Annotated in this window: 14 protein-coding genes; 5 read left to right on the top strand and 9 right to left on the bottom strand. The window is 54.3% G+C overall.

What is annotated here, in order from left to right:
• Positions 1 to 153: 153 nt before the first annotated feature.
• From ompF to pncB, 3 genes are all read right to left on the bottom strand, one after another.
• Positions 154 to 1,260 (bottom strand): porin OmpF, encoded by a 1,107-nt coding sequence (gene ompF, locus DK872_RS02550; protein ID WP_035885850.1) that lies wholly within the window; start codon positions 1,258 to 1,260, stop codon positions 154 to 156.
• 601 nt (positions 1,261 to 1,861) lie between these two features.
• Positions 1,862 to 3,262, bottom strand: coding sequence for an asparagine--tRNA ligase (gene asnS, locus DK872_RS02545; protein WP_064567473.1), 1,401 nt, complete (start codon positions 3,260 to 3,262; stop codon positions 1,862 to 1,864).
• A gap of 162 nt (positions 3,263 to 3,424) precedes the next feature.
• Positions 3,425 to 4,627: a nicotinate phosphoribosyltransferase gene (gene pncB / locus DK872_RS02540; RefSeq protein WP_035885849.1), complete on the bottom strand. Its 1,203-nt coding sequence runs from the start codon at positions 4,625 to 4,627 to the stop codon at positions 3,425 to 3,427.
• Positions 4,628 to 4,891: 264 nt separating this feature from the next.
• Between pncB and pepN the strand changes: the two genes are divergently transcribed.
• Positions 4,892 to 7,504: an aminopeptidase N gene (pepN, locus tag DK872_RS02535; protein WP_071920570.1), complete on the top strand. Its 2,613-nt coding sequence runs from the start codon at positions 4,892 to 4,894 to the stop codon at positions 7,502 to 7,504.
• A gap of 149 nt (positions 7,505 to 7,653) precedes the next feature.
• Here the strand turns inward: pepN and ssuB are convergent, their stop codons facing one another.
• From ssuB to ssuE, 5 genes are read right to left on the bottom strand one after another with little or no spacing between them, the layout of a single operon-like run.
• On the bottom strand, positions 7,654 to 8,430 hold the full coding sequence (gene ssuB / locus DK872_RS02530; RefSeq protein WP_071920571.1) for an aliphatic sulfonates ABC transporter ATP-binding protein: 777 nt from the start codon (positions 8,428 to 8,430) through the stop codon (positions 7,654 to 7,656).
• Positions 8,427 to 9,215 carry an aliphatic sulfonate ABC transporter permease SsuC gene (gene ssuC, locus DK872_RS02525; RefSeq protein WP_149288946.1) on the bottom strand — a complete coding sequence of 263 codons (789 nt, stop codon included), beginning with the start codon at positions 9,213 to 9,215 and terminating at the stop codon, positions 8,427 to 8,429. Before ssuC ends, ssuB begins: the two co-directional genes overlap by 4 nt.
• A 7-nt stretch (positions 9,216 to 9,222) precedes the next feature.
• On the bottom strand, positions 9,223 to 10,368 hold the full coding sequence (ssuD, locus tag DK872_RS02520) for an FMNH2-dependent alkanesulfonate monooxygenase (protein WP_161518003.1): 1,146 nt from the start codon (positions 10,366 to 10,368) through the stop codon (positions 9,223 to 9,225).
• Positions 10,365 to 11,324: a sulfonate ABC transporter substrate-binding protein gene (locus tag DK872_RS02515; RefSeq protein ID WP_035885847.1), complete on the bottom strand. Its 960-nt coding sequence runs from the start codon at positions 11,322 to 11,324 to the stop codon at positions 10,365 to 10,367. Before DK872_RS02515 ends, ssuD begins: the two co-directional genes overlap by 4 nt.
• On the bottom strand, positions 11,317 to 11,892 hold the full coding sequence (ssuE, locus tag DK872_RS02510; protein ID WP_007374170.1) for an NADPH-dependent FMN reductase: 576 nt from the start codon (positions 11,890 to 11,892) through the stop codon (positions 11,317 to 11,319). Before ssuE ends, DK872_RS02515 begins: the two co-directional genes overlap by 8 nt.
• Positions 11,893 to 12,139: 247 nt before the next feature.
• Between ssuE and pyrD the strand changes: the two genes are divergently transcribed.
• Together pyrD and zapC are read left to right on the top strand one after the other, a co-directional pair.
• The gene (pyrD, locus tag DK872_RS02505; protein WP_161518002.1) at positions 12,140 to 13,150 is read left to right on the top strand and encodes a quinone-dependent dihydroorotate dehydrogenase; all 1,011 of its coding nucleotides are present in this window, start codon (positions 12,140 to 12,142) and stop codon (positions 13,148 to 13,150) included.
• 166 nt (positions 13,151 to 13,316) lie between these two features.
• On the top strand, positions 13,317 to 13,859 hold the full coding sequence (zapC, locus tag DK872_RS02500; RefSeq protein WP_007374173.1) for a cell division protein ZapC: 543 nt from the start codon (positions 13,317 to 13,319) through the stop codon (positions 13,857 to 13,859).
• On the opposite strand, the gene DK872_RS02495 is transcribed toward zapC, so the two are convergent.
• The gene (locus DK872_RS02495; RefSeq protein ID WP_161518001.1) at positions 13,856 to 14,965 is read right to left on the bottom strand and encodes a YcbX family protein; all 1,110 of its coding nucleotides are present in this window, start codon (positions 14,963 to 14,965) and stop codon (positions 13,856 to 13,858) included. The genes zapC and DK872_RS02495 overlap by 4 nt on opposite strands.
• Positions 14,966 to 15,065: 100 nt before the next feature.
• Here DK872_RS02495 and rlmKL point away from each other — a divergent pair, with 100 nt between their 5' ends.
• Together rlmKL and DK872_RS02485 are read left to right on the top strand one after the other, a co-directional pair.
• A complete protein-coding gene (rlmKL, locus tag DK872_RS02490) occupies positions 15,066 to 17,174 on the top strand; it encodes a bifunctional 23S rRNA (guanine(2069)-N(7))-methyltransferase RlmK/23S rRNA (guanine(2445)-N(2))-methyltransferase RlmL (protein ID WP_107146254.1) in 2,109 nt (702 codons plus the stop codon).
• Between the two features lie 12 nt (positions 17,175 to 17,186).
• Positions 17,187 to 19,094 carry an ABC transporter ATP-binding protein gene (locus DK872_RS02485; RefSeq protein ID WP_007374176.1) on the top strand — a complete coding sequence of 636 codons (1,908 nt, stop codon included), beginning with the start codon at positions 17,187 to 17,189 and terminating at the stop codon, positions 19,092 to 19,094.
• Positions 19,095 to 19,104: the final 10 nt, after the last annotated feature.

Genomic DNA, 19,104 nt, shown 5'->3' with positions numbered 1-19,104 from the left:
CGCTATCAGGGTAACGGCTGACGCAAGAATTGCCAACCGTTTGCGATAAAAAGCGCGATGCTTTTCAAAAGTCGTCGGCATTTTTGTTTCAGGCATAAAAAAACAGGGCCGGAGCCCTGTTTGATATGCATATAACAGTCGAGGGGTGACTGATTAGAACTGGTAAACGATACCAACTGCAACGGTGTCGTCAGAACCTACGCCCAGTTTGTTGTCTTTATCAATCTGGTTGATGATGTAGTCAACATAGGTGGACATGTTTTTGTTGAAGTAGTAGGTTGCGCCCACTTCTACGTAGTTGATGAAGTCTTCGCTACCAATACCGTCAACATCTTTCGCTTTAGATTTGTAGTAAGCGATGGACGGACGCAGACCGAAATCGAACTGGTACTGTGCAACAACGGAGAAATCCTGAGTTTTGTTCAGGAAGCCATTCTGTGCAACACCGCTTGGCAGCGTGGTATCCAGACGAGTCGCGTTGCGGGTTTCTTCGTACATAGCAGCCAGGTAGATGTTGTTAGCGTCATATTTCAGACCAACAGCCCACTGCTCAGCTTTTTCGCCGGAGGTACCAAAGGCGGTCAGAGCTTGCTGAGCGTTAGTACGGTCAGCCGCGCCATAAGCACCAACGATACCGAAGCCTTCGAAGTCATAGCTTAAAGAAGTCGCCCAGCCGTCGCCGTTGGAACGAGTTGCGTCAGAACGCTCGTTTTTGCCCAGGTACTGGACACCGAAGTTCAGACCGTCAACCAGACCGAAGAAGTTGCTGTTACGGTAAGTAGCCAGACCACCCTGACGACCAGAGAAGAAGTTGTCGCTGTTGCTGGTATCACCACCGAATTCTGGCAGCATATCGGTTACACCGATTGCATCGTATACCAGACCGTAGTTACGACCGTAGTCGAAAGAACCTGCGTCGCCAGCTTTCAGACCAGCAAATGCCAGACGGGTTTTGTTACCATCTTGAACATCAGTACCACCTTCAGAGTTGTTACCCTGGAAGTTGTATTCCCACTGGCCGTAGCCGGTCAGCTGGTCGTTGATTTTGGTTTCGCCTTTAAAGCCCAGACGAGCGTAAGTTTTGTCACCATTGCCAGCGTAGCCATCGCTACCGTTGTCTTTGGTGAAGTAGTGCAGACCTACAGCTTTACCGTAGATATCTACTTTGTTGCCATCTTTGTTATAGATCTCAGCAGCGTTAGCTGCACCCGCTACCAGCAGGGCAGGGATAACCACTGCCAGGATATTGCGCTTCATCATTATTTATTACCCTCATTGGTTTTTTTTGGACACCTGCCACTGCCGCCAATAATTTCCGTCAATAAAAATTTACGGAACTATTGATGAGAGTTTGGTGTCTTTCTGTGTCTGAGAGGCATCTTTCCAAACATATAATCGTTTCGCTAGCCTGAAAGTGCTACAAATGTCTTAAAGCGGTAACAAAAAGAAATATTGTGTAAAAAAGTATGAATTTAAGGGAACTTTGTGAACCATCTCAAAGTTCAGCACCAACCGCTGATAAAAACGACACTCCCATTCCTATTTATATGAATTACTTATATTTAATTGAGATAATAGCTTTTCCTGGTCCGGAACCATTCTCACCTTGCTTTTTCTTATGACAGAGTTTAGCCATCCGGATAGCTGTGTGTTTTTTGTCCAAATGTGCTAATTAACAGCCAGACATATCCCGCAATAACTCCGCCGGTCGTTTTTTGTTCAGACTTATTTCAGGCGTAAAAATGTGCAAAGAAAGGTAAGGGGGGTAGGATTGCCGACGAGGATGTCGAAAAGTTGTTAACGAAAGTTGACAGGAAAAGGATAAGAAAAAGCCAGCGTTGAAGCTGGCTTTTTATGTTTATCAGAATGTCGCGCTGCGCGGCGTGCGCGGGAACGGAATCACGTCACGAACGTTCTGTACACCAGTGACATAGGCGATCAGACGCTCGAAGCCAAGACCGAAACCAGAGTGCGGAACCGTGCCGTAACGACGCAGATCGCGATACCACCAGTAGTCTTCTTTATTCAGACCCATTTCGGCCATACGCGCATCCAGCACATCAAGACGCTCCTCACGCTGCGAACCACCGATGATTTCACCGATGCCCGGCGCCAGCACGTCCATCGCGGCAACGGTTTTACCGTCATCGTTCAGGCGCATATAGAATGCTTTAATATCTTTCGGGTAGTTTTTCACCACCACCGGCGCTTTAAAGTGTTTCTCTGCCAGATAGCGTTCATGCTCGGAGGCCAGGTCAACGCCCCAGTAAACCGGGTTCTCGAATTTCTCGCCGCATTTTTCAAGAATAGCGACGGCGTCGGTGTAGTCCACCTGCGCGAAATCCGCTGCGATGAAACGCTCAAGACGACCAATTGCGTCTTTATCGACGCGCTCCTCGAAGAACTTCAGATCGTCGAGACGCTCTTCCAGCACCGCTTTGAAGGCATATTTCAGCATGGCTTCTGCCAGACGGGCGTTATCGTCGAGGTCGGCGAATGCCATTTCCGGTTCCAGCATCCAGAACTCTGCCAGGTGGCGGCTGGTGTTGGAGTTTTCAGCGCGGAAGGTTGGGCCGAAGGTATACACTTTTGACAGGGCGCAGGCATAAGTTTCAGCGTTCAACTGGCCAGAAACGGTCAGGAAAGCTTCTTTGCCGAAAAAGTCCTTATCAAAATCGACTTTGCCTTCTGCGGTACGCGGCAGGTTTTCCATGTCCAGCGTGGAGACGCGGAACATTTCGCCGGCACCTTCGGTATCCGATGCGGTAATCAGCGGTGAGGAGACCCAGAAAAAGCCCTGCTCGTCGAAGAAACGATGCAGCGCCTGCGCCAGCGTATGGCGAACGCGGGCCACCGCGCCAATCAGGTTGGTGCGCGGACGCAGGTGCGCAACTTCACGCAGATACTCAATGCTGTGGCGTTTTGCCGCCATCGGATAGGTATCCGGATCTTCAACCCAGCCGGTCACTTCAACAGAGGTGGCCTGAATTTCCAGACTCTGACCTTCCCCCGGAGATGCAACCACTTTACCGGTGACGATCACTGAGCAACCGGTGGTCAGACGCAAAACGTCCTGATTGTAATTGGGCAGAGAATTATTAATAACGGCCTGTACAGGATTAAAGCAGGAGCCGTCATAAACGGCGAGGAAGGAGATACCAGCTTTAGAATCTCGGCGGGTGCGTACCCATCCGCGCACGGTGACTTCACTGTCAACGGCAACGCGGCCATGGAATACGTCGGCTACAGGCACAACGCTCATAATATTCTCTCTATTAATAGTCGGAAAAAATAAACACTTTGTCCGCCCAAAAAGACGGGGTTTTCTATGTTACCTGGCGTGCGCCATCAGACAAGCAGAATTAGCAAGGAAGCATTAATAAATTATCGGAAATAAAGAAGGGAGCCGTCGGCTCCCTTGTGATTAGCTGGCCTTTCTGACTTGCGGCAGGTCGAAGGCTTCGCGCAGCGCGCGGACGAAGGCTTTATCGTGGCAGATGGTTTTGCCGGGGCTGTCAGATAATTTCGCCACCGGTTTTCCATTGCACTCCACCAGCTTGATAACAATATTGAGCGGCTTCACGCCCGGAATATCGCAGGTGAGACGCGTCCCGATACCAAAACCGAGTTTAACGCGGGAGGCAAAGTGACGATAGAGGTCGAGTGCTTTCGTCAAATCGAGGTTATCGGAGAAGATTAGCGTCTTCGACAGCGGATCGATGCCGAGTTTTTCATAATGAGCAATGGCTTTTTCGCCCCATTCGACCGGATCGCCTGAATCATGACGCAGGCCCTGGTAACGCGTGGCGAATTCCGCACCGAAGTCGCGTAAAAACGCATCCATGGTAATGCAGTCGGTCAGCGCAATCCCTAACTGATTGGGATACTCCTCCAGCCATGCAGCTAATGCCGCGCGCTGGCTGGTAGCCAGATCCGGGCTGATTTGCTGGTGCGCCTGGAACCATTCATGTGCCTGTGTACCCATCGGCGTCAGCGACAGGCGACGCGCCAGATCGTAATTACTGGTGCCAATAAACCACGGTTCCTGTTGCAGACGTTCCACAATCGCTTGCTGCACATCGCGGGAGAAGCGACGGCGGGTGCCGAAATCCATCAGCCGGAAACCGGACATATCCAACTGTTCTGAGCGAACAGCAAAATCAGCCAGTTTTTCTTCCAGGTGCAGCAGAGCCTGCTGCACGCCAGCCTGCGGCGAGCGGCAGCGGTGAACCACTTCACTGATCACCGCCAGCAGCGGAACTTCCCACATAATGACTTCACGCCACGGCCCGGAAAGGCGGATATGCAGCTTGCCGTTGTCATTATTGATCGTCACTTGTTGCGGATCGTAACGGAACTCCCGCAGCCAGTTGAGGTAATCGGTTTTGAAGAAGGGGAGGCCGGAGAGCCACTGGTACTCGTCATCCTGCAAGCGCAGATGCTGCATCGCATCAACTTGTTCGCGGATAGCATCGGCGTAGATACCCAGCAGATCGTCGCCGCGGCAGCGGAATTCAGCCGTGACGTGCACGTCATAATAATGATGGAACACCGCTTGCTGCATATGCAGCTTATAGGCGTCGGTATCCAGCAGCGTTTGCAGACCAGGGAAAGCGAGTTGAGTCATGGTGCGCAGTAGCATCCTCTTACAGGAGCGTTTAGTACAATAAACAAAGCAGGTCGTCGCTGGAGTATACCTTGTTTACCAGGTTATTGAACCCTGATCACACCATATCGTGCTGAAAGGGTCGATGGCATTTTGTGCCTCTTGTTATAAAAATGTAGCAAGCAGAGCTTTTCCCTCTGAAAAGATGAACATTCTACATGGCGCGATTTGGGCAACCGGAATAGACTGGAGTCGTAACCAAACAGAAGATGCTAAAGGTTTTTTATGACACAACAGCCACAAGCCAAATACCGCCACGATTACCGTGCGCCGGATTACCTGATTAGCGATATTGACTTGACCTTTGATCTTGATGCCGCAAAAACCGTCGTTACCGCATTAAGTACCGTGTCACGCCATAGCGCCTCTGCGACGCCGCTGCACCTTGATGGCGGCGAGCTGAAACTGATTTCAGTGCATGTTAATGATGAACCCTGGACCAACTATAAAGAAGAAGGCTCCCGGCTGGTTCTCGATGGCCTGCCGGAACGCTTTACTCTGCGCATTGTGAATGAGATCAGCCCTGCGGCGAATACCGCGCTGGAAGGGCTTTATCAGTCCGGCGAAGCGCTGTGTACGCAGTGTGAAGCCGAAGGTTTCCGCCATATTACCTGGTATCTCGATCGCCCGGACGTGCTGGCCCGCTTTACCACCAAACTGATCGCCGATAAATCCCGCTACCCGTTCCTGCTGTCGAACGGCAACCGCGTTGCGCAGGGCGAGCTGGAGAATGGCCGTCACTGGGTACAGTGGCAGGATCCGTTCCCGAAACCGTGCTATCTGTTTGCGCTGGTGGCCGGTGATTTTGACGTCCTGCGCGATACCTTTACTACCCGCTCCGGGCGTGAAGTCGCGCTGGAGCTGTATGTCGATCGCGGCAACCTCGATCGCGCGCCGTGGGCGATGACCTCGCTGAAAAACTCGATGAAGTGGGATGAGCAGCGTTTCGGTCTGGAATACGATCTCGACATCTATATGATCGTCGCTGTCGACTTCTTTAATATGGGGGCGATGGAGAATAAAGGGCTGAATATCTTCAACTCTAAATATGTTCTTGCCCGCACCGATACCGCTACGGATAAAGATTATCTCGATATTGAGCGCGTTATCGGCCACGAGTATTTTCACAACTGGACCGGTAACCGCGTGACCTGCCGGGACTGGTTCCAGCTCAGCCTGAAAGAGGGGCTGACAGTCTTCCGCGACCAGGAGTTCAGCTCCGATCTGGGTTCCCGCGCGGTTAACCGCATTAACAACGTTCGTACCATGCGCGGCCTGCAATTCGCCGAAGACGCCAGCCCGATGGCGCACCCGATCCGTCCGGACAAAGTTATCGAGATGAATAACTTCTATACCCTGACGGTGTATGAAAAGGGTGCGGAAGTGATCCGCATGATGCACACGCTGCTTGGCGAAGCGAATTTCCAGAAAGGGATGCAGCTCTACTTTGAACGTCATGACGGCAGCGCAGCGACCTGTGACGACTTCGTGCAGGCGATGGAAGATGCGTCGAATGTCGATCTGTCGCATTTCCGCCGTTGGTACAGCCAGGCCGGTACGCCGATTGTAACGGTGTCTGACGATTACAACCCGAATACCGAGCAGTACACGCTGACCATCAGCCAGCGCACACCGCCAACGGCCGAGCAGCAGGAGAAACAGCCGCTGCACATTCCGTTCGATATCGAACTGTACGATAACGAAGGCAAGGTGATCCCGCTGCAGAAAGATGGCCACCCGGTTCATCATGTGCTGAATGTCACTCAGGCCGAGCAGACCTTTATTTTCGACAATGTCTACTTCCAGCCGGTACCCTCGCTGCTGCGTGAGTTTTCCGCGCCGGTGAAACTGGAATATAAATGGAGCGATCAGCAGTTAACCTTCCTGATGCGTCATGCCAGCAACGATTTCTCGCGTTGGGACGCGGCGCAAAGCCTGCTGGCTACGCACATCAAACTGAATGTTGCGCGCCATCAGCAAGGCCAGGCGCTGTCGCTGCCGCTGCATGTTGCCGACGCGTTCCGCGCCATTTTGCTTGATGAGCAGATCGATCCGGCGCTGGCCGCAGAGATCCTTACGCTGCCATCGGCGAACGAAATTGCCGAACTGTTTGACATCATCGATCCGCTGGCAATTGCCGCCGTTCGCGAAGCGTTAACCCGCACGCTGGCGACAGAGCTGGCCGATGAGTTCCTGGCGATTTATCACGCTCACAAACTCGACCACTACCAGGTTGAACATGCCGATATCGGCAAGCGCTCCCTGCGTAACACCGCGCTGCGCTATCTGGCGTTCGGCGATGCGCAGCTGGCCGACAAACTGGTCAGCCAGCAGTACCACGATGCGGACAATATGACGGATGCGCTGGCCGCGCTTTCCGCTGCGGTTGCCGCGCAGCTTCCGTGCCGCGATGCGCTGATGCAGGAGTACGATGACAAGTGGCATCAGGATGGTCTGGTGATGGATAAATGGTTCATCCTGCAGGCGACAAGCCCGGCGGATAACGTGCTGGAAACAGTACGCAGCCTGCTGAAACACCGTTCGTTCTCTCTGAGCAACCCGAACCGCATTCGCTCGCTGATCGGCGCCTTTGCTGGCAGCAACCCGGCGGCGTTCCACGCGCAGGATGGTAGCGGCTATCAGTTCCTGGTGGAAATGTTAACCGAGCTGAACAGCCGCAACCCGCAAGTGGCATCGCGTTTGATTGAGCCGCTGATCCGCCTGAAACGTTATGACAGCAAACGTCAGGCGCTAATGCGTACGGCACTGGAACAGCTGAAAGCGCTGCCGAATCTCTCCGGCGATCTGTTTGAGAAAGTCAGCAAAGCGCTGGCGTGATGCTGTATGGCCCGGTGGCCCAGCGCTTACCGGGCCTCTATCTGTTGGATAAGACGCAGCCGTCATCCGGCCGCTATTCAGCGTGGCAGGCTTTCTGCCTGCCCATTTCGTAAGTCCGATAAGCATCGCGCCATCGGGCAAAAAGCGGGTTAAGCGTGGCGAGTCCGGGGCAATGCACTCTGTTCCGACTCGCCGCGTTTCATCACCCGGTTCAGTACCTCTTCTTCCAGTTCTGCCAGCCTTACCGAACCCAAGCGGCGCGGGCGCGGCAGATCGATGGTCAAATCGAGGCCGATTTTCCCTTCCTCTATCAATAACACGCGATCCGCCATCGCCACCGCTTCACTGACATCGTGCGTCACCAGCACCACGGTAAAACCATAGCTTTGCCACAATTCAGTGATCAGCGCCTGCATCTCCAGCCGGGTTAAGGCATCCAGTGCGCCTAACGGTTCATCCAACAATAACAATCCCGGTTGATGCACCAGCGCGCGAGCCAGCGCGACTCGCTGTTTTTGCCCGCCCGAAAGGGCGGCAGGCCACTCACTGGCCCGTTGTTCCAGCCCCACTGACTGTAACGCTTGTTGTGCTGCTTCGCGCCAGCGGCCTTTCAGCCCCAGCCCGACATTATCAATCACCGATTTCCATGGCAGCAGACGCGCATCCTGAAACATCATGCGCGTGTCATGCTGAATTTCTGCAAGCGGTGTATTGCCTGCCAGCAACGCTCCGCCGTTCGGCGATTCCAGACCGGCCAGCAGGCGCAACAGAGTGCTTTTCCCGCCACCGCTGCGTCCCACCACCGCAATAAACTGCCCGGCGGCGATATGCAAATCCAGCGCATTCAGCACCAGGTTGTTGCCGTAACGTTTGCTGACGCCGTTGAGTAACAACGGGATCCCCTGATTCAGTCGGGCAGTATTCATGCGGTGACCTCTTTGGTGTGGTAAGCGGGATGCCAGCGCAGCCACAGGCGCTCCAGCAGTTGTGCGCTGACATCTGCCAGTTTGCCAAGCAGGGCATAGAGAATAATGGCGACCACCACGACATCGGTTTGCAGGAACTCGCGGGCGTTCATCGCCAGGTAACCGATCCCGGCGTTGGCTGAAATGGTTTCCGCCACAATTAATGTCAGCCACATCAAACCGAGTGCAAAACGTACACCCACCATTATTGACGGTAGCGCGCCGGGCAGAATCACATGGATGAAAAGGCTGAAACCCGAAAGGCCGTAGCTGCGTGCCATCTCCAGCAGACCCTGGTCAATATTGCGGATGCCATGCCAGGTGTTGATATAGATGGGGAATAGCGTACCGAGGGCCACGAGGAATATTTTGGCGCTCTCGTCGATACCGAACCATAAAATCACCAGCGGGATCAGCGCCAGATGCGGCACATTACGCAGCATCTGAATGGACGTATCCAGCAGGCGTTCTCCCCAACGCGACAGGCCGCTGATAAGCCCGAGCGTCAATCCAATCGAACCGCCGATGGAGAAGCCAATCACCGCCCGCCACGAACTGATGGCCAGATGCTGCCACAACTCGCCGCTGGCGCTCAGCGTCCAGAACGCTTTTACGACGCCTTCCGGTGAAGGCAGGATGCGTGTGGATAACCAGCCGGTAGAGGAGGCGATTTGCCAGACCACCACAATCCCGGCGGGCAGCAGCCACGGAGCGATACGCAGTAACCATCTGTTTTGTCGAGCCATAGAAACCTCAGCTTTGCGCCACTTTGCGGGGAATGAACTCATTTGCCACCGTTTCGCCCTGCAATTTCAATGGCTGTGGCTGCGGGATCTCTGGAATGGCGACATCGAGATGCGGGAACAGCAGTTCGCCCACCCGGTATGCCTCTTCCAGATGCGGATAGCCGGAAAGGATAAAACTGTCGATCCCCAGCGCGGCGTATTCATTAATCCGCGCGGCGACCGTCGGGCCATCGCCGACCAACGCTGTTCCTGCGCCGCCGCGTACCAGACCGACGCCCGCCCACAGGTTAGGGCTGATCTCCAGTTGATCGCGCTTACCGCCGTGTAGCGCCACCATGCGTTGCTGGCCGACGGAATCCTGACGCGCAAAAGCAGACTGCGCTTTGGCGATGGTCTCTTCATCAAGATGAGAAATCAGGCGATCCGCTGCCTGCCAGGCTTCGGCAGTGGTTTCACGAACGATGACATGCAGGCGAATACCAAACCGCACCTTACGGCCATGGGCTGCGGCTTTGGCGCGCACTTGGGCAATCTTCTCTTTCACCCGCTCCGGCGGTTCACCCCAGGTGAGATAGAGATCGACCTGTTCCGCAGCCAGATCCTGCGCCACATCCGAGGAGCCGCCGAAATAGAGCGGCGGACGCGGCTGCTGCACCGGTGGGAAAAAGAGCTTCGCCCCGCGAACATGAATATGTTTGCCTTCGTAATCCACCGTGTCACCCTCCAGCAGGCGGCGCCAGACATGGGTGAATTCGGAGGAGACTTCATAGCGTTCGTTGTGATCGAGAAAGACGCCATCACCGGCCAATTCCTGCGGATCGCTGCCGGTGACCAGGTTAAACAGTGCACGGCCGTTAGAGAGCCTGTCCAGCGTTGCCGCCTGACGCGCCGCGACGGTCGGCGAGACCACGCTTGGACGCAACGCGACCAGAAATTTTAAGCGCTGAGTGACCGGAATCAGCGAGGCGGCCACCAGCCACGCATCTTCGCACGAACGGCCAGTAGGAATTAACACACCGCTAAAACCCAGCCGGTCGGCAGCCTTCGCGATTTGCTGCAAATAGTTATGATCCACCGGGCGTGAGCCCTCGTCGGTGCCAAGATAGTGGCCGTCGCCGTGCGTCGGTAAAAACCAGAACAGATTCAGGCTCATGATTTCGCTCCTTCTTTGGTCGGCTGCCAGATACGGGTACGGATATCGACCTTCTTCGGCACCAGGTGGTTGTCATAAAAGAGATCGGCGGTTTGTTGCTGCAACGCTGCAGTGGCTTCATTAACTGGTGCGATTTTGGTTGGCGGGCGATGATCGAAATAGGTGGAAATCACCGCAGGCGGCAGCCCCATGGTTTTTGCCAGCAGCGCCACGCTTTCGTCGCGGTGGCTGATAGTTAAGGCATCGGCTTCGCTAAAGGTATCCAGCACACCCTGCAGGAATTCACCGTTCTTTTCTGCATACGGGCGAGCGGCTAAATAGAAGGAACCGGTCTGTTTGAGTGTGGTGCCGTCTTTCAGTACCCGTACGCCACCCTGCAACAAGGCCGCAGAGTAGTAAGGATCCCAGATTGCCCATGCATCCACATTCCCTTGCTGGAAAGCAGCGCGTGCATCGGCAGGCGTCAGAAACACCGGTTGAATATCACTGAACTTCAGCCCGGCCTGTTGCAGGGCGCGCAGCAGCAAGTTATGGGAGCTGGAGCCTTTCTGGAACGCCACTTTATGTCCTTTCAGATTGGCCACCGTCTTGATTGGGCTGTTTTCCGCCACCAGAATCACTTCGGCTTTCGGTTTCGGCGGCTCTACCCCGACATACACCAGATCCGCGCCTGCTGCCTGCGCAAAGATGGGGGGAATATCGCCGGTGCTGCCAAGATCAATACTGCCGACATTAAGCGCTTCCAGCATCTGCGGACCTGCCGGAAATTCGACCCAGGAAATTTTGGTGTTCGGGTAGCGTTTTTCCAGCAGCCCATGGCTTTTTGCCAGCACCATACTGACGCTGCCTTTTTGGTAGCCAATACGCAGCGCGTCCGGTGCGGGATCTGCGGCCTGCGATAAAGCGGAAAACGACAGCAGCCCGGCCAGCGCCAGCCAGGGGAAACGATTAAACATGAGCAATTCCTTGTGGGCGGTGAAAATCCGGTGCCTGAATCTCCCGGCGGTGCAGCGCCTGCCAGAAAGTTTCCAGCGCGTTATCAAGGCGCATTTGCAGGTTCGGCGTCAGGCTGGGTTTGTGCTGGTAATCCAGCACCTGGGTATCGTCGGCAAACACGCCGTGCAGGATCTCTTGCGCCTTCAGCGCGCTGAGCACCGGTTTCAGGGCGTAATCCACCGCCAGCATGTGCGCCACGGTGCCGCCGGTCGCTAACGGTAATACGACTTTGCCTTCCAGCGCCCGCTCAGGGAGCAGATCAAGCAGGGCTTTCAGCGCTCCGGCATAAGCTGCTTTGTAAACAGGCGTGGCAACAATTAGTCCGTCTGCTTCTTTTAGTTGTTCAATAAAGGTTTGCAGGGCAGGGCTATCGAAACGTGCATAAATGAGATCTTCCGGCGCGAAGTTTTGCAGGTGCCAGTGGCACACTTCGACGTCTTGCGCGTTGAGGCGCTCGCGGGCATATTCCAGCAGCGCGCTGGAGCGGGAGGGGAAGCGTGGGCTTCCCGCCAGGGTGACAACTCGCATAATCGCTCCTTATAACCAATTGTTTGCTTTTAGATAACATTCATAACAATTTCCTCCAGTGTGGCAGAGGCGATTTATTCCACTAAATGATTTATTCGAAGAAAAATTGCTGAAAAATGCATAAAGCAAAACGAGGAGAGAAAACGATTGCGTCGGATGCGCTTTTTTTGCCACAGGTCAATTCCCTTTCGCGACACTTTCACTGATAATACGCCCCCGGTTTGCACCCGGGAATTCAGGAGAGTTCATGTACTACCCTTTCGTTCGTAAAGCCCTTTTTCAGCTCGATCCAGAGCGCGCCCATGAATTGACCTTCCAGCAGTTGCGCCGTATTACCGGAACGCCTTTTGAGGCACTGGTTCGTCAGCGCGTGCCGGAAAAACCTGTGCAGTGCATGGGACTGACGTTTAAGAACCCGCTGGGATTGGCGGCCGGGCTGGATAAAAACGGTGAATGCATCGATGCACTGGGGGCAATGGGTTTTGGCTCCATTGAGATCGGTACCGTTACGCCTCGCCCGCAGCCGGGAAATGACAAGCCGAGGATCTTCCGTCTGGTGGATGCTGAAGGTCTGATCAACCGCATGGGGTTTAATAATCTTGGCGTGGATAACCTGGTCGAGAACGTCAAAAAATCGCATTTTGACGGCGTACTGGGCATTAATATCGGTAAAAATAAAGACACGCCGGTAGAGCAGGGGAAAGATGACTATCTGATTTGCATGGAAAAAGTCTATGCCTATGCCGGTTATATCGCCATTAATATTTCCTCACCGAATACCCCAGGTTTACGCACGCTGCAATATGGCGAAGCGCTGGATGATCTTTTAACGGCGATTAAAAATAAGCAGAACGATCTGCAAAATATCCACCATAAATATGTTCCGGTGGCGGTGAAGATCGCGCCCGATCTTTCTGAAGAAGAATTGATCCAGGTGGCCGACAGTTTAGTTCGCCACAATATTGATGGTGTTATTGCTACCAATACCACGCTGGAAAGATCGCTGGTGCAGGGAATGAAACACTGTGATGAAACCGGTGGTTTAAGTGGACGCCCGCTGCAATCAAAAAGCACGGAAATAATCCGTCGCCTGTCGCAGGAATTAAATGGTCGTTTGCCAATTATCGGCGTCGGCGGTATTGACTCAGTGATTGCTGCCCGTGAGAAGATCGCTGCGGGTGCGTCTATCGTGCAAATTTATTCCGGCTTTATTTTTAAAGGCCCGCCGCTGATTAAAGAAATCGTCACCCATATCTAATCTTTTTTTGTCAGTATGTATCCAGGGCTTTATTTCCGGCCCTGGTTGTTTTATATTCCCTCATTGTTGCTAATTTGTACATTGTGGTCTTTTATTATTAGAGCAATAAGCGAGACGGCGACAGGATAAAAAAGCGACAGGAAGTTTAAGGGGAGGGGAGAGAACAATGCGAATTAAACCTGATGATAATTGGCGCTGGTATTTTGATGACGAGCACGATCGTATGATGCTCGATTTAGCCAATGGCATGTTATTTCGCTCCCGTTTTGCCCGAAAAATGCTGACGCCGGATGCGTTTTCACCTTCCGGTTTTTGTGTTGATGACGCTGCTTTATATTTCTCGTTTGAGGAAAAATGCCGCAACCTTGATCTCTCTAATGAGCAGCGTGCGGAACTGGTACTTAACGCGCTCGTGGCGATTCGCTTCCTGAAACCGCAAATGCCGAAAAGCTGGCACTTTATGACGCACGATACGCTCTGGTCGCCGGCGACCGGTGAAGGTGCCTGTGTCTGGCTGAGCGACACTCAGGAGTGCGTAAACCTGCTGGTGGTTGAGCCGGGCGAAAATGCTGCACTGTGCCTGCTGGCGCAACCCGGCGTGGTGATTGCCGGGCGCACGATGCAACTGGGTGATGCGATTAAGGTGATGAACGATCGCCTGAAACCCCAGCTTCACGCCGAGAGTCTCCGTTTCGAACAGGCGGTTTAAGCCTCCAGTCGCAGTGCCGTTTTCGGAATACAACTGCAACAGAGGATGGCACCGCCCTGCCTGATGGCCGATTTTTTCATCGCACTCACTTCACCTTCAATCAGCTTGATCTGGCAACAGCCGCATATGCCCGCCCGGCAGGAATAGGGTACGCGGATCCCCTGATTTTCCAGTTGCTCCAGCAGCACCTGCTGATTGTTGCCAATAAATGTTTGCCCCTGCCAGCTAATCTCTACTGTTCCGGCTGCCTGAACTTCCGGTTCCAGCGCTTCTGCCACGGCGCCAGCGCCATAAATTTTTGCTGGTGCGGTCGCCAGCACGGCCACGTCGTCGCCCACGCGGATGACGCCACTGTTGCGCGCAATCAGGTTCTGCCCAAAATCGACTTCGCCGTTATCCTGCGCAGTACGAAAACCTTGCAGCGTGGATAACGGTTCGCCGGTCGGATGTTTTTGCCCACGCTCCGGGCTGACGGTGGTAAATACGCAACGGCTACACGGTTTAACAACATCAAACACCACATCGCCGATACGCACGACTTTCCAGCTATCCTCTTCCCACGCTTGCGCGCCAGTTACCACCAGGTTGGGGCGAAACTGCTCCATCTTCACGCTGGCCGGGCAGCGGTTTTGCAAATCACGCAGCGAAGCTTCGTTGGTCAATAAATAAGGGAAACCGTCAGCAAAGGAGAGCGGTACATCTTCATAACGCTTAACACGGCGGGTTAATTCCGGGCCGACCCAGCGCAATTGCACTTCACGGGCGAAAAAGCCGCTGAGCCAGCGATTAATCTCATCCGGCGCGATTAGCGCGGTAAAATGGTTGTCCCACACTTCCGTTGGCGCGCCATCAGGCGCAAAATCGGTAAAACGAATTATCGCGCCACTGCCGTCCGGTGCGGTCAGATGCAGGCCATCGGTTAATGGCGAGGGTGTAAAGCGTACCATCTGCGGATACTGACGCGCGGTAATAAAAGTGCCATCGGGCTGAGTGACCATAAAAATACGGTCAAAAGCAAAGCCGCTGGCATCGGCAAGCGCATGCGTCAGCCCAATACCGCGCATGGATTTCACCGGATGGATAAAGAGACGCGAAATCGTAGGCACGTCTTGCCCCCTGTAAGTCGAAAATAAGCCCTCAACTTTATGACATGACCGCCAGATTAGCTATAATGCGCAACAATTTTCGTTGAGTATAAGTGACATTATGATTTCTCTGTTTGCCAGTACGGCCCGCGGGCTGGAAGAGCTGTTAAAAACTGAACTGGAAAAACTCGGCGCGCAGGAGTGCCGCGTGGTTCAGGGTGGTGTCCATTTTGAAGGTGACACGCGGCTTCTGTACCAGAGCCTGATGTGGAGTCGCCTGGCTTCGCGCATTATGCTGCCGCTCGGAGAGTGCAAGGTTTATAGCGATCTTGACCTTTATCTCGGTGTGCAGGCGATCAACTGGACAGAGATTTTCAATCCTGGCGCGACGTTTGCTGTGCACTTTAGCGGTCTGAATGATGAGATTCGCAACAGCCAGTACGGCGCGCTGAAAGTGAAAGACGCCATCGTCGATAGCTTTACCCGCAAAAATCTGCCGCGTCCAAACGTTGAGCGTGAACTGCCGGATCTGCGTATTAACGTCTGGCTGAATCAGGAGACAGCGAATATCTCCCTCGATCTGAGCGGCGAAGGCCTGCACCTGCGCGGCTACCGCGATCGTACCGGTATTGCGCCGATCAAAGAGAACCTGGCAGCAGCCATTGTGATGCGCTCCGGCTGGCAGCCGGGCACACCGCTGCTCGATCCTATGTGCGGTTCCGGCACGCTGCTGATCGAAGCTGCCATGGCGGCAACCGATCGCGCACCGGGTCTGCATCGCGGTCACTGGGGTTTTGGCGGCTGGGCGCAGCATGATGAAGCGCTGTGGAAAGAGGTAAAAGCAGAAGCGCAAACGCGCGCGCGCCAGGGGCTGGCGGGTTATGAATCTCACTTTTACGGCTCCGACAACGATGCGCGTGTTATTGAGCGTGCCCGCAGCAACGCCCGCCGCGCCGGGATTGGCGAGTTGGTGACCTTCGAAGTAAAAGATGTCGCCCAGCTCAGCAACCCGTTGCCGAAAGGCCCGTACGGTACTGTGATCAGTAACCCGCCGTACGGTGAACGTCTGGAGAGCGAGCCGGCACTGATCGCGCTGCATAGCCTGCTGGGTCGCCTGCTGAAAGCGCAGTTTGGCGGCTGGCATCTGTCGCTGTTCAGCGCCTCTGTCGATTTGCTTAACTGCCTGCAACTGCGTGCTGAGCGCCAGTTCAAAGCCAAGAACGGCCCGCTGGATTGCGTACAGAAAAATTACCATCTGGCCGAAAATACCGGCGAAGCAAAAGCGCCAGCGATGGCGGAAGACTATGCCAACCGCCTTCGCAAGAACGTTAAGAAACTGGAGAAATGGGCGCGCCAGGAGGGCATTGAATGCTATCGCCTGTACGATGCCGATCTGCCGGATTACAACGTGGCGGTCGATCGCTACGCCGAGTGGGTGGTGGTGCAGGAGTATGCCGCGCCGAAAACCATCGATGCGCAAAAAGCGCGCCAGCGCCTGTTTGATATTATCGCCGCCACCATCCAGGTGCTGGGTATCGCCCCGAACAAGCTGGTGCTGAAAACCCGCGAGCGGCAAAAGGGCACCAATCAGTATCAGAAAATGAACGAGAAGGGCGACTTTATGGAGGTGAGCGAATACAACGCCCGCCTGTGGGTCAACCTGACGGACTATCTGGATACCGGCCTGTTCCTTGACCACCGTATTGCCCGCCGTATGCTGGGGCAGATGAGCAAAGGTAAAGACTTCCTCAATCTCTTCTCCTACACCGGCAGCGCCAGCGTGCATGCCGGTCTGGGCGGCGCGCGTTCCACCACTACGGTGGATATGTCGCGTACTTATCTGGAGTGGGCCGAGCGCAACCTGCGCCTTAACGGCCTGAGCGGCCGCGCTCATCGCCTGATTCAGGCCGATTGTCTGAGCTGGCTGCGTGAGACCGATGAGCAGTTCGATCTGATCTTTATCGATCCGCCGACCTTCTCCAACTCCAAACGTATGGAAGACTCTTTTGATGTGCAGCGCGATCATATGCGTCTGATGCAGGATCTGAAACGCCTGCTGCGCAAAGGCGGCACCATTATGTTTTCCAATAACAAACGCGGTTTCCGTATGGATCTCGACGGGCTGGCGAAACTGGGTCTGCAGGCACAAGAAATTACTCAAAAAACGCAGTCGCAGGATTTTGCCCGCAACCGTCAAATCCACAACTGCTGGCTGATTACCGCAGCCTGAAAGGATAAATAAATGTCATTAATCAGTATGCATGGCGCGTGGCTGTCGTTCAGCGATGCGCCGCTCCTCGATAATGCTGAACTGCATATCGAAGAAAATGAACGCGTCTGTCTGGTCGGCCGTAACGGCGCAGGTAAATCGACGTTGATGAAGATCCTCAACCGTGAACAGGGCCTGGATGATGGTCGCATTGTTTACGAACAGGATCTGATCGTTTCACGCCTACAGCAGGACCCGCCGCGCAATGTCACCGGTAGCGTCTATGATTTCGTTGCGGAAGGTATTTCTGAACAGGCTGAGTATCTGAAGCGTTATCACGAAATCTCCCATCTGGTGATGACCGATCCGAGTGATAAAAATCTCAATGAACTGGCGAAAGTGCAGGAGATGCTGGATCACCACGGCCTGTGGCAGTTGGAAGATCGTATCAATGAGGTGCTGGGGCAACTCGGTCTGGAGCCGGATATGGAGCTGTCGGCGTTATCCGGTGGCTGGTTGCGTAAAGCGGCGCTGGGCCGTGCGCTGGTCAGCGGGCCTAAAGTACTGCTGCTGGACGAACCGACGAACCACCTGGATATTGAAGCGATCGACTGGCTGGAAGGTTTCCTGAAAACCTTTAGCGGCACCATTATCTTTATCTCGCACGACCGTTCGTTTATCCGCAATATGGCGACGCGCATTGTCGATCTCGATCGCGGCAAGCTGGTTACCTATCCTGGTGATTACGATACTTACCTGCTGGAGAAAGAAGAGAACCTTCGCGTTGAAGAGCTGCAAAACGCCGAGTTCGACCGCAAACTGGCGCAGGAAGAAGTGTGGATCCGTCAGGGGATTAAAGCGCGCCGTACCCGTAACGAAGGCCGCGTCCGTGCGCTGAAAGCGATGCGTCGCGAGCGCAGTGAACGCCGTGAAGTGATGGGTAGCGCGAAGATGCAAGTCGAAGAGGCATCTCGCTCCGGCAAAATCGTCTTTGAGATGGAAAACGTTAATTATGGCGTGGAGGGCAAAGTGCTGGTGCGCGACTTCTCCACGCAGGTACAGCGCGGCGATAAAATTGCGCTGATTGGTCCGAACGGCTGCGGTAAAACCACCTTGCTGAAGCTGATGCTGGATCAACTGAAAGCTGACAGTGGCCGCGTGCATGTGGGTACCAAGCTGGAAGTGGCGTACTTCGATCAGCACCGCGCCGAACTTGATCCGGATAAAACGGTGATGGACAACCTGGCTGAAGGCAAGCAGGAAGTGCTGGTAAACGGTAAGCCGCGCCATATTCTGGGATATTTGCAGGACTTCTTGTTCCATCCGAAACGGGCGATGACGCCGGTACGCGCGCTCTCCGGCGGGGAACGCAACCGTCTGTTACTGGCGCGTTTGTTCCTGAAACCCAGCAATCTGTTGATTCTCGATGAACCGACCAACGACCTGGATGTGGAAACGCTGGAGCTGCTGGAAGAGCTGATTGATAGCTATCAGGGCACCGTTCTGTTGGTGAGCCACGATCGTCAGTTTGTGGATAATACAGTGACCGAATGCTGGATTTTCGAAGGCGAAGGCCGGATTGGACAGTATGTGGGCGGTTACCACGATGCCCGCGGTCAGCAAGCGGCTTCACAGGCCTTTAAACAGGCGGCGGCGAAGAAAACGGTGGAAGTTCCAGTAACCAAAGCAGGAACTGTCAAACGCGGTAGTAACAAACTAAGCTATAACCTGCAACGAGAACTGGAACAATTGCCGCAAAAGCTGGAACAACTGGAAGCGGAACTGAGTGATTTGCAGGCTCAGGTCGCCGATGCCAGCTTCTTTAGCCAGCCGCACGATCATACGCAAAAAGTCCTGGCTGACATGGCTGCGGCGGAACAGGCGCTGGAAGAGGCGTTTGAACGCTGGGAGTACCTGGAGGCTTTGAAAAACGGCGCATAAAGGGAGTCAG

The organism is Kosakonia sp. MH5, from assembly GCF_009935945.1.
Classification (GTDB): domain Bacteria; phylum Pseudomonadota; class Gammaproteobacteria; order Enterobacterales; family Enterobacteriaceae; genus Kosakonia; species Kosakonia radicincitans.
This window is presented reverse-complemented; position numbering and strand designations above follow the sequence as displayed.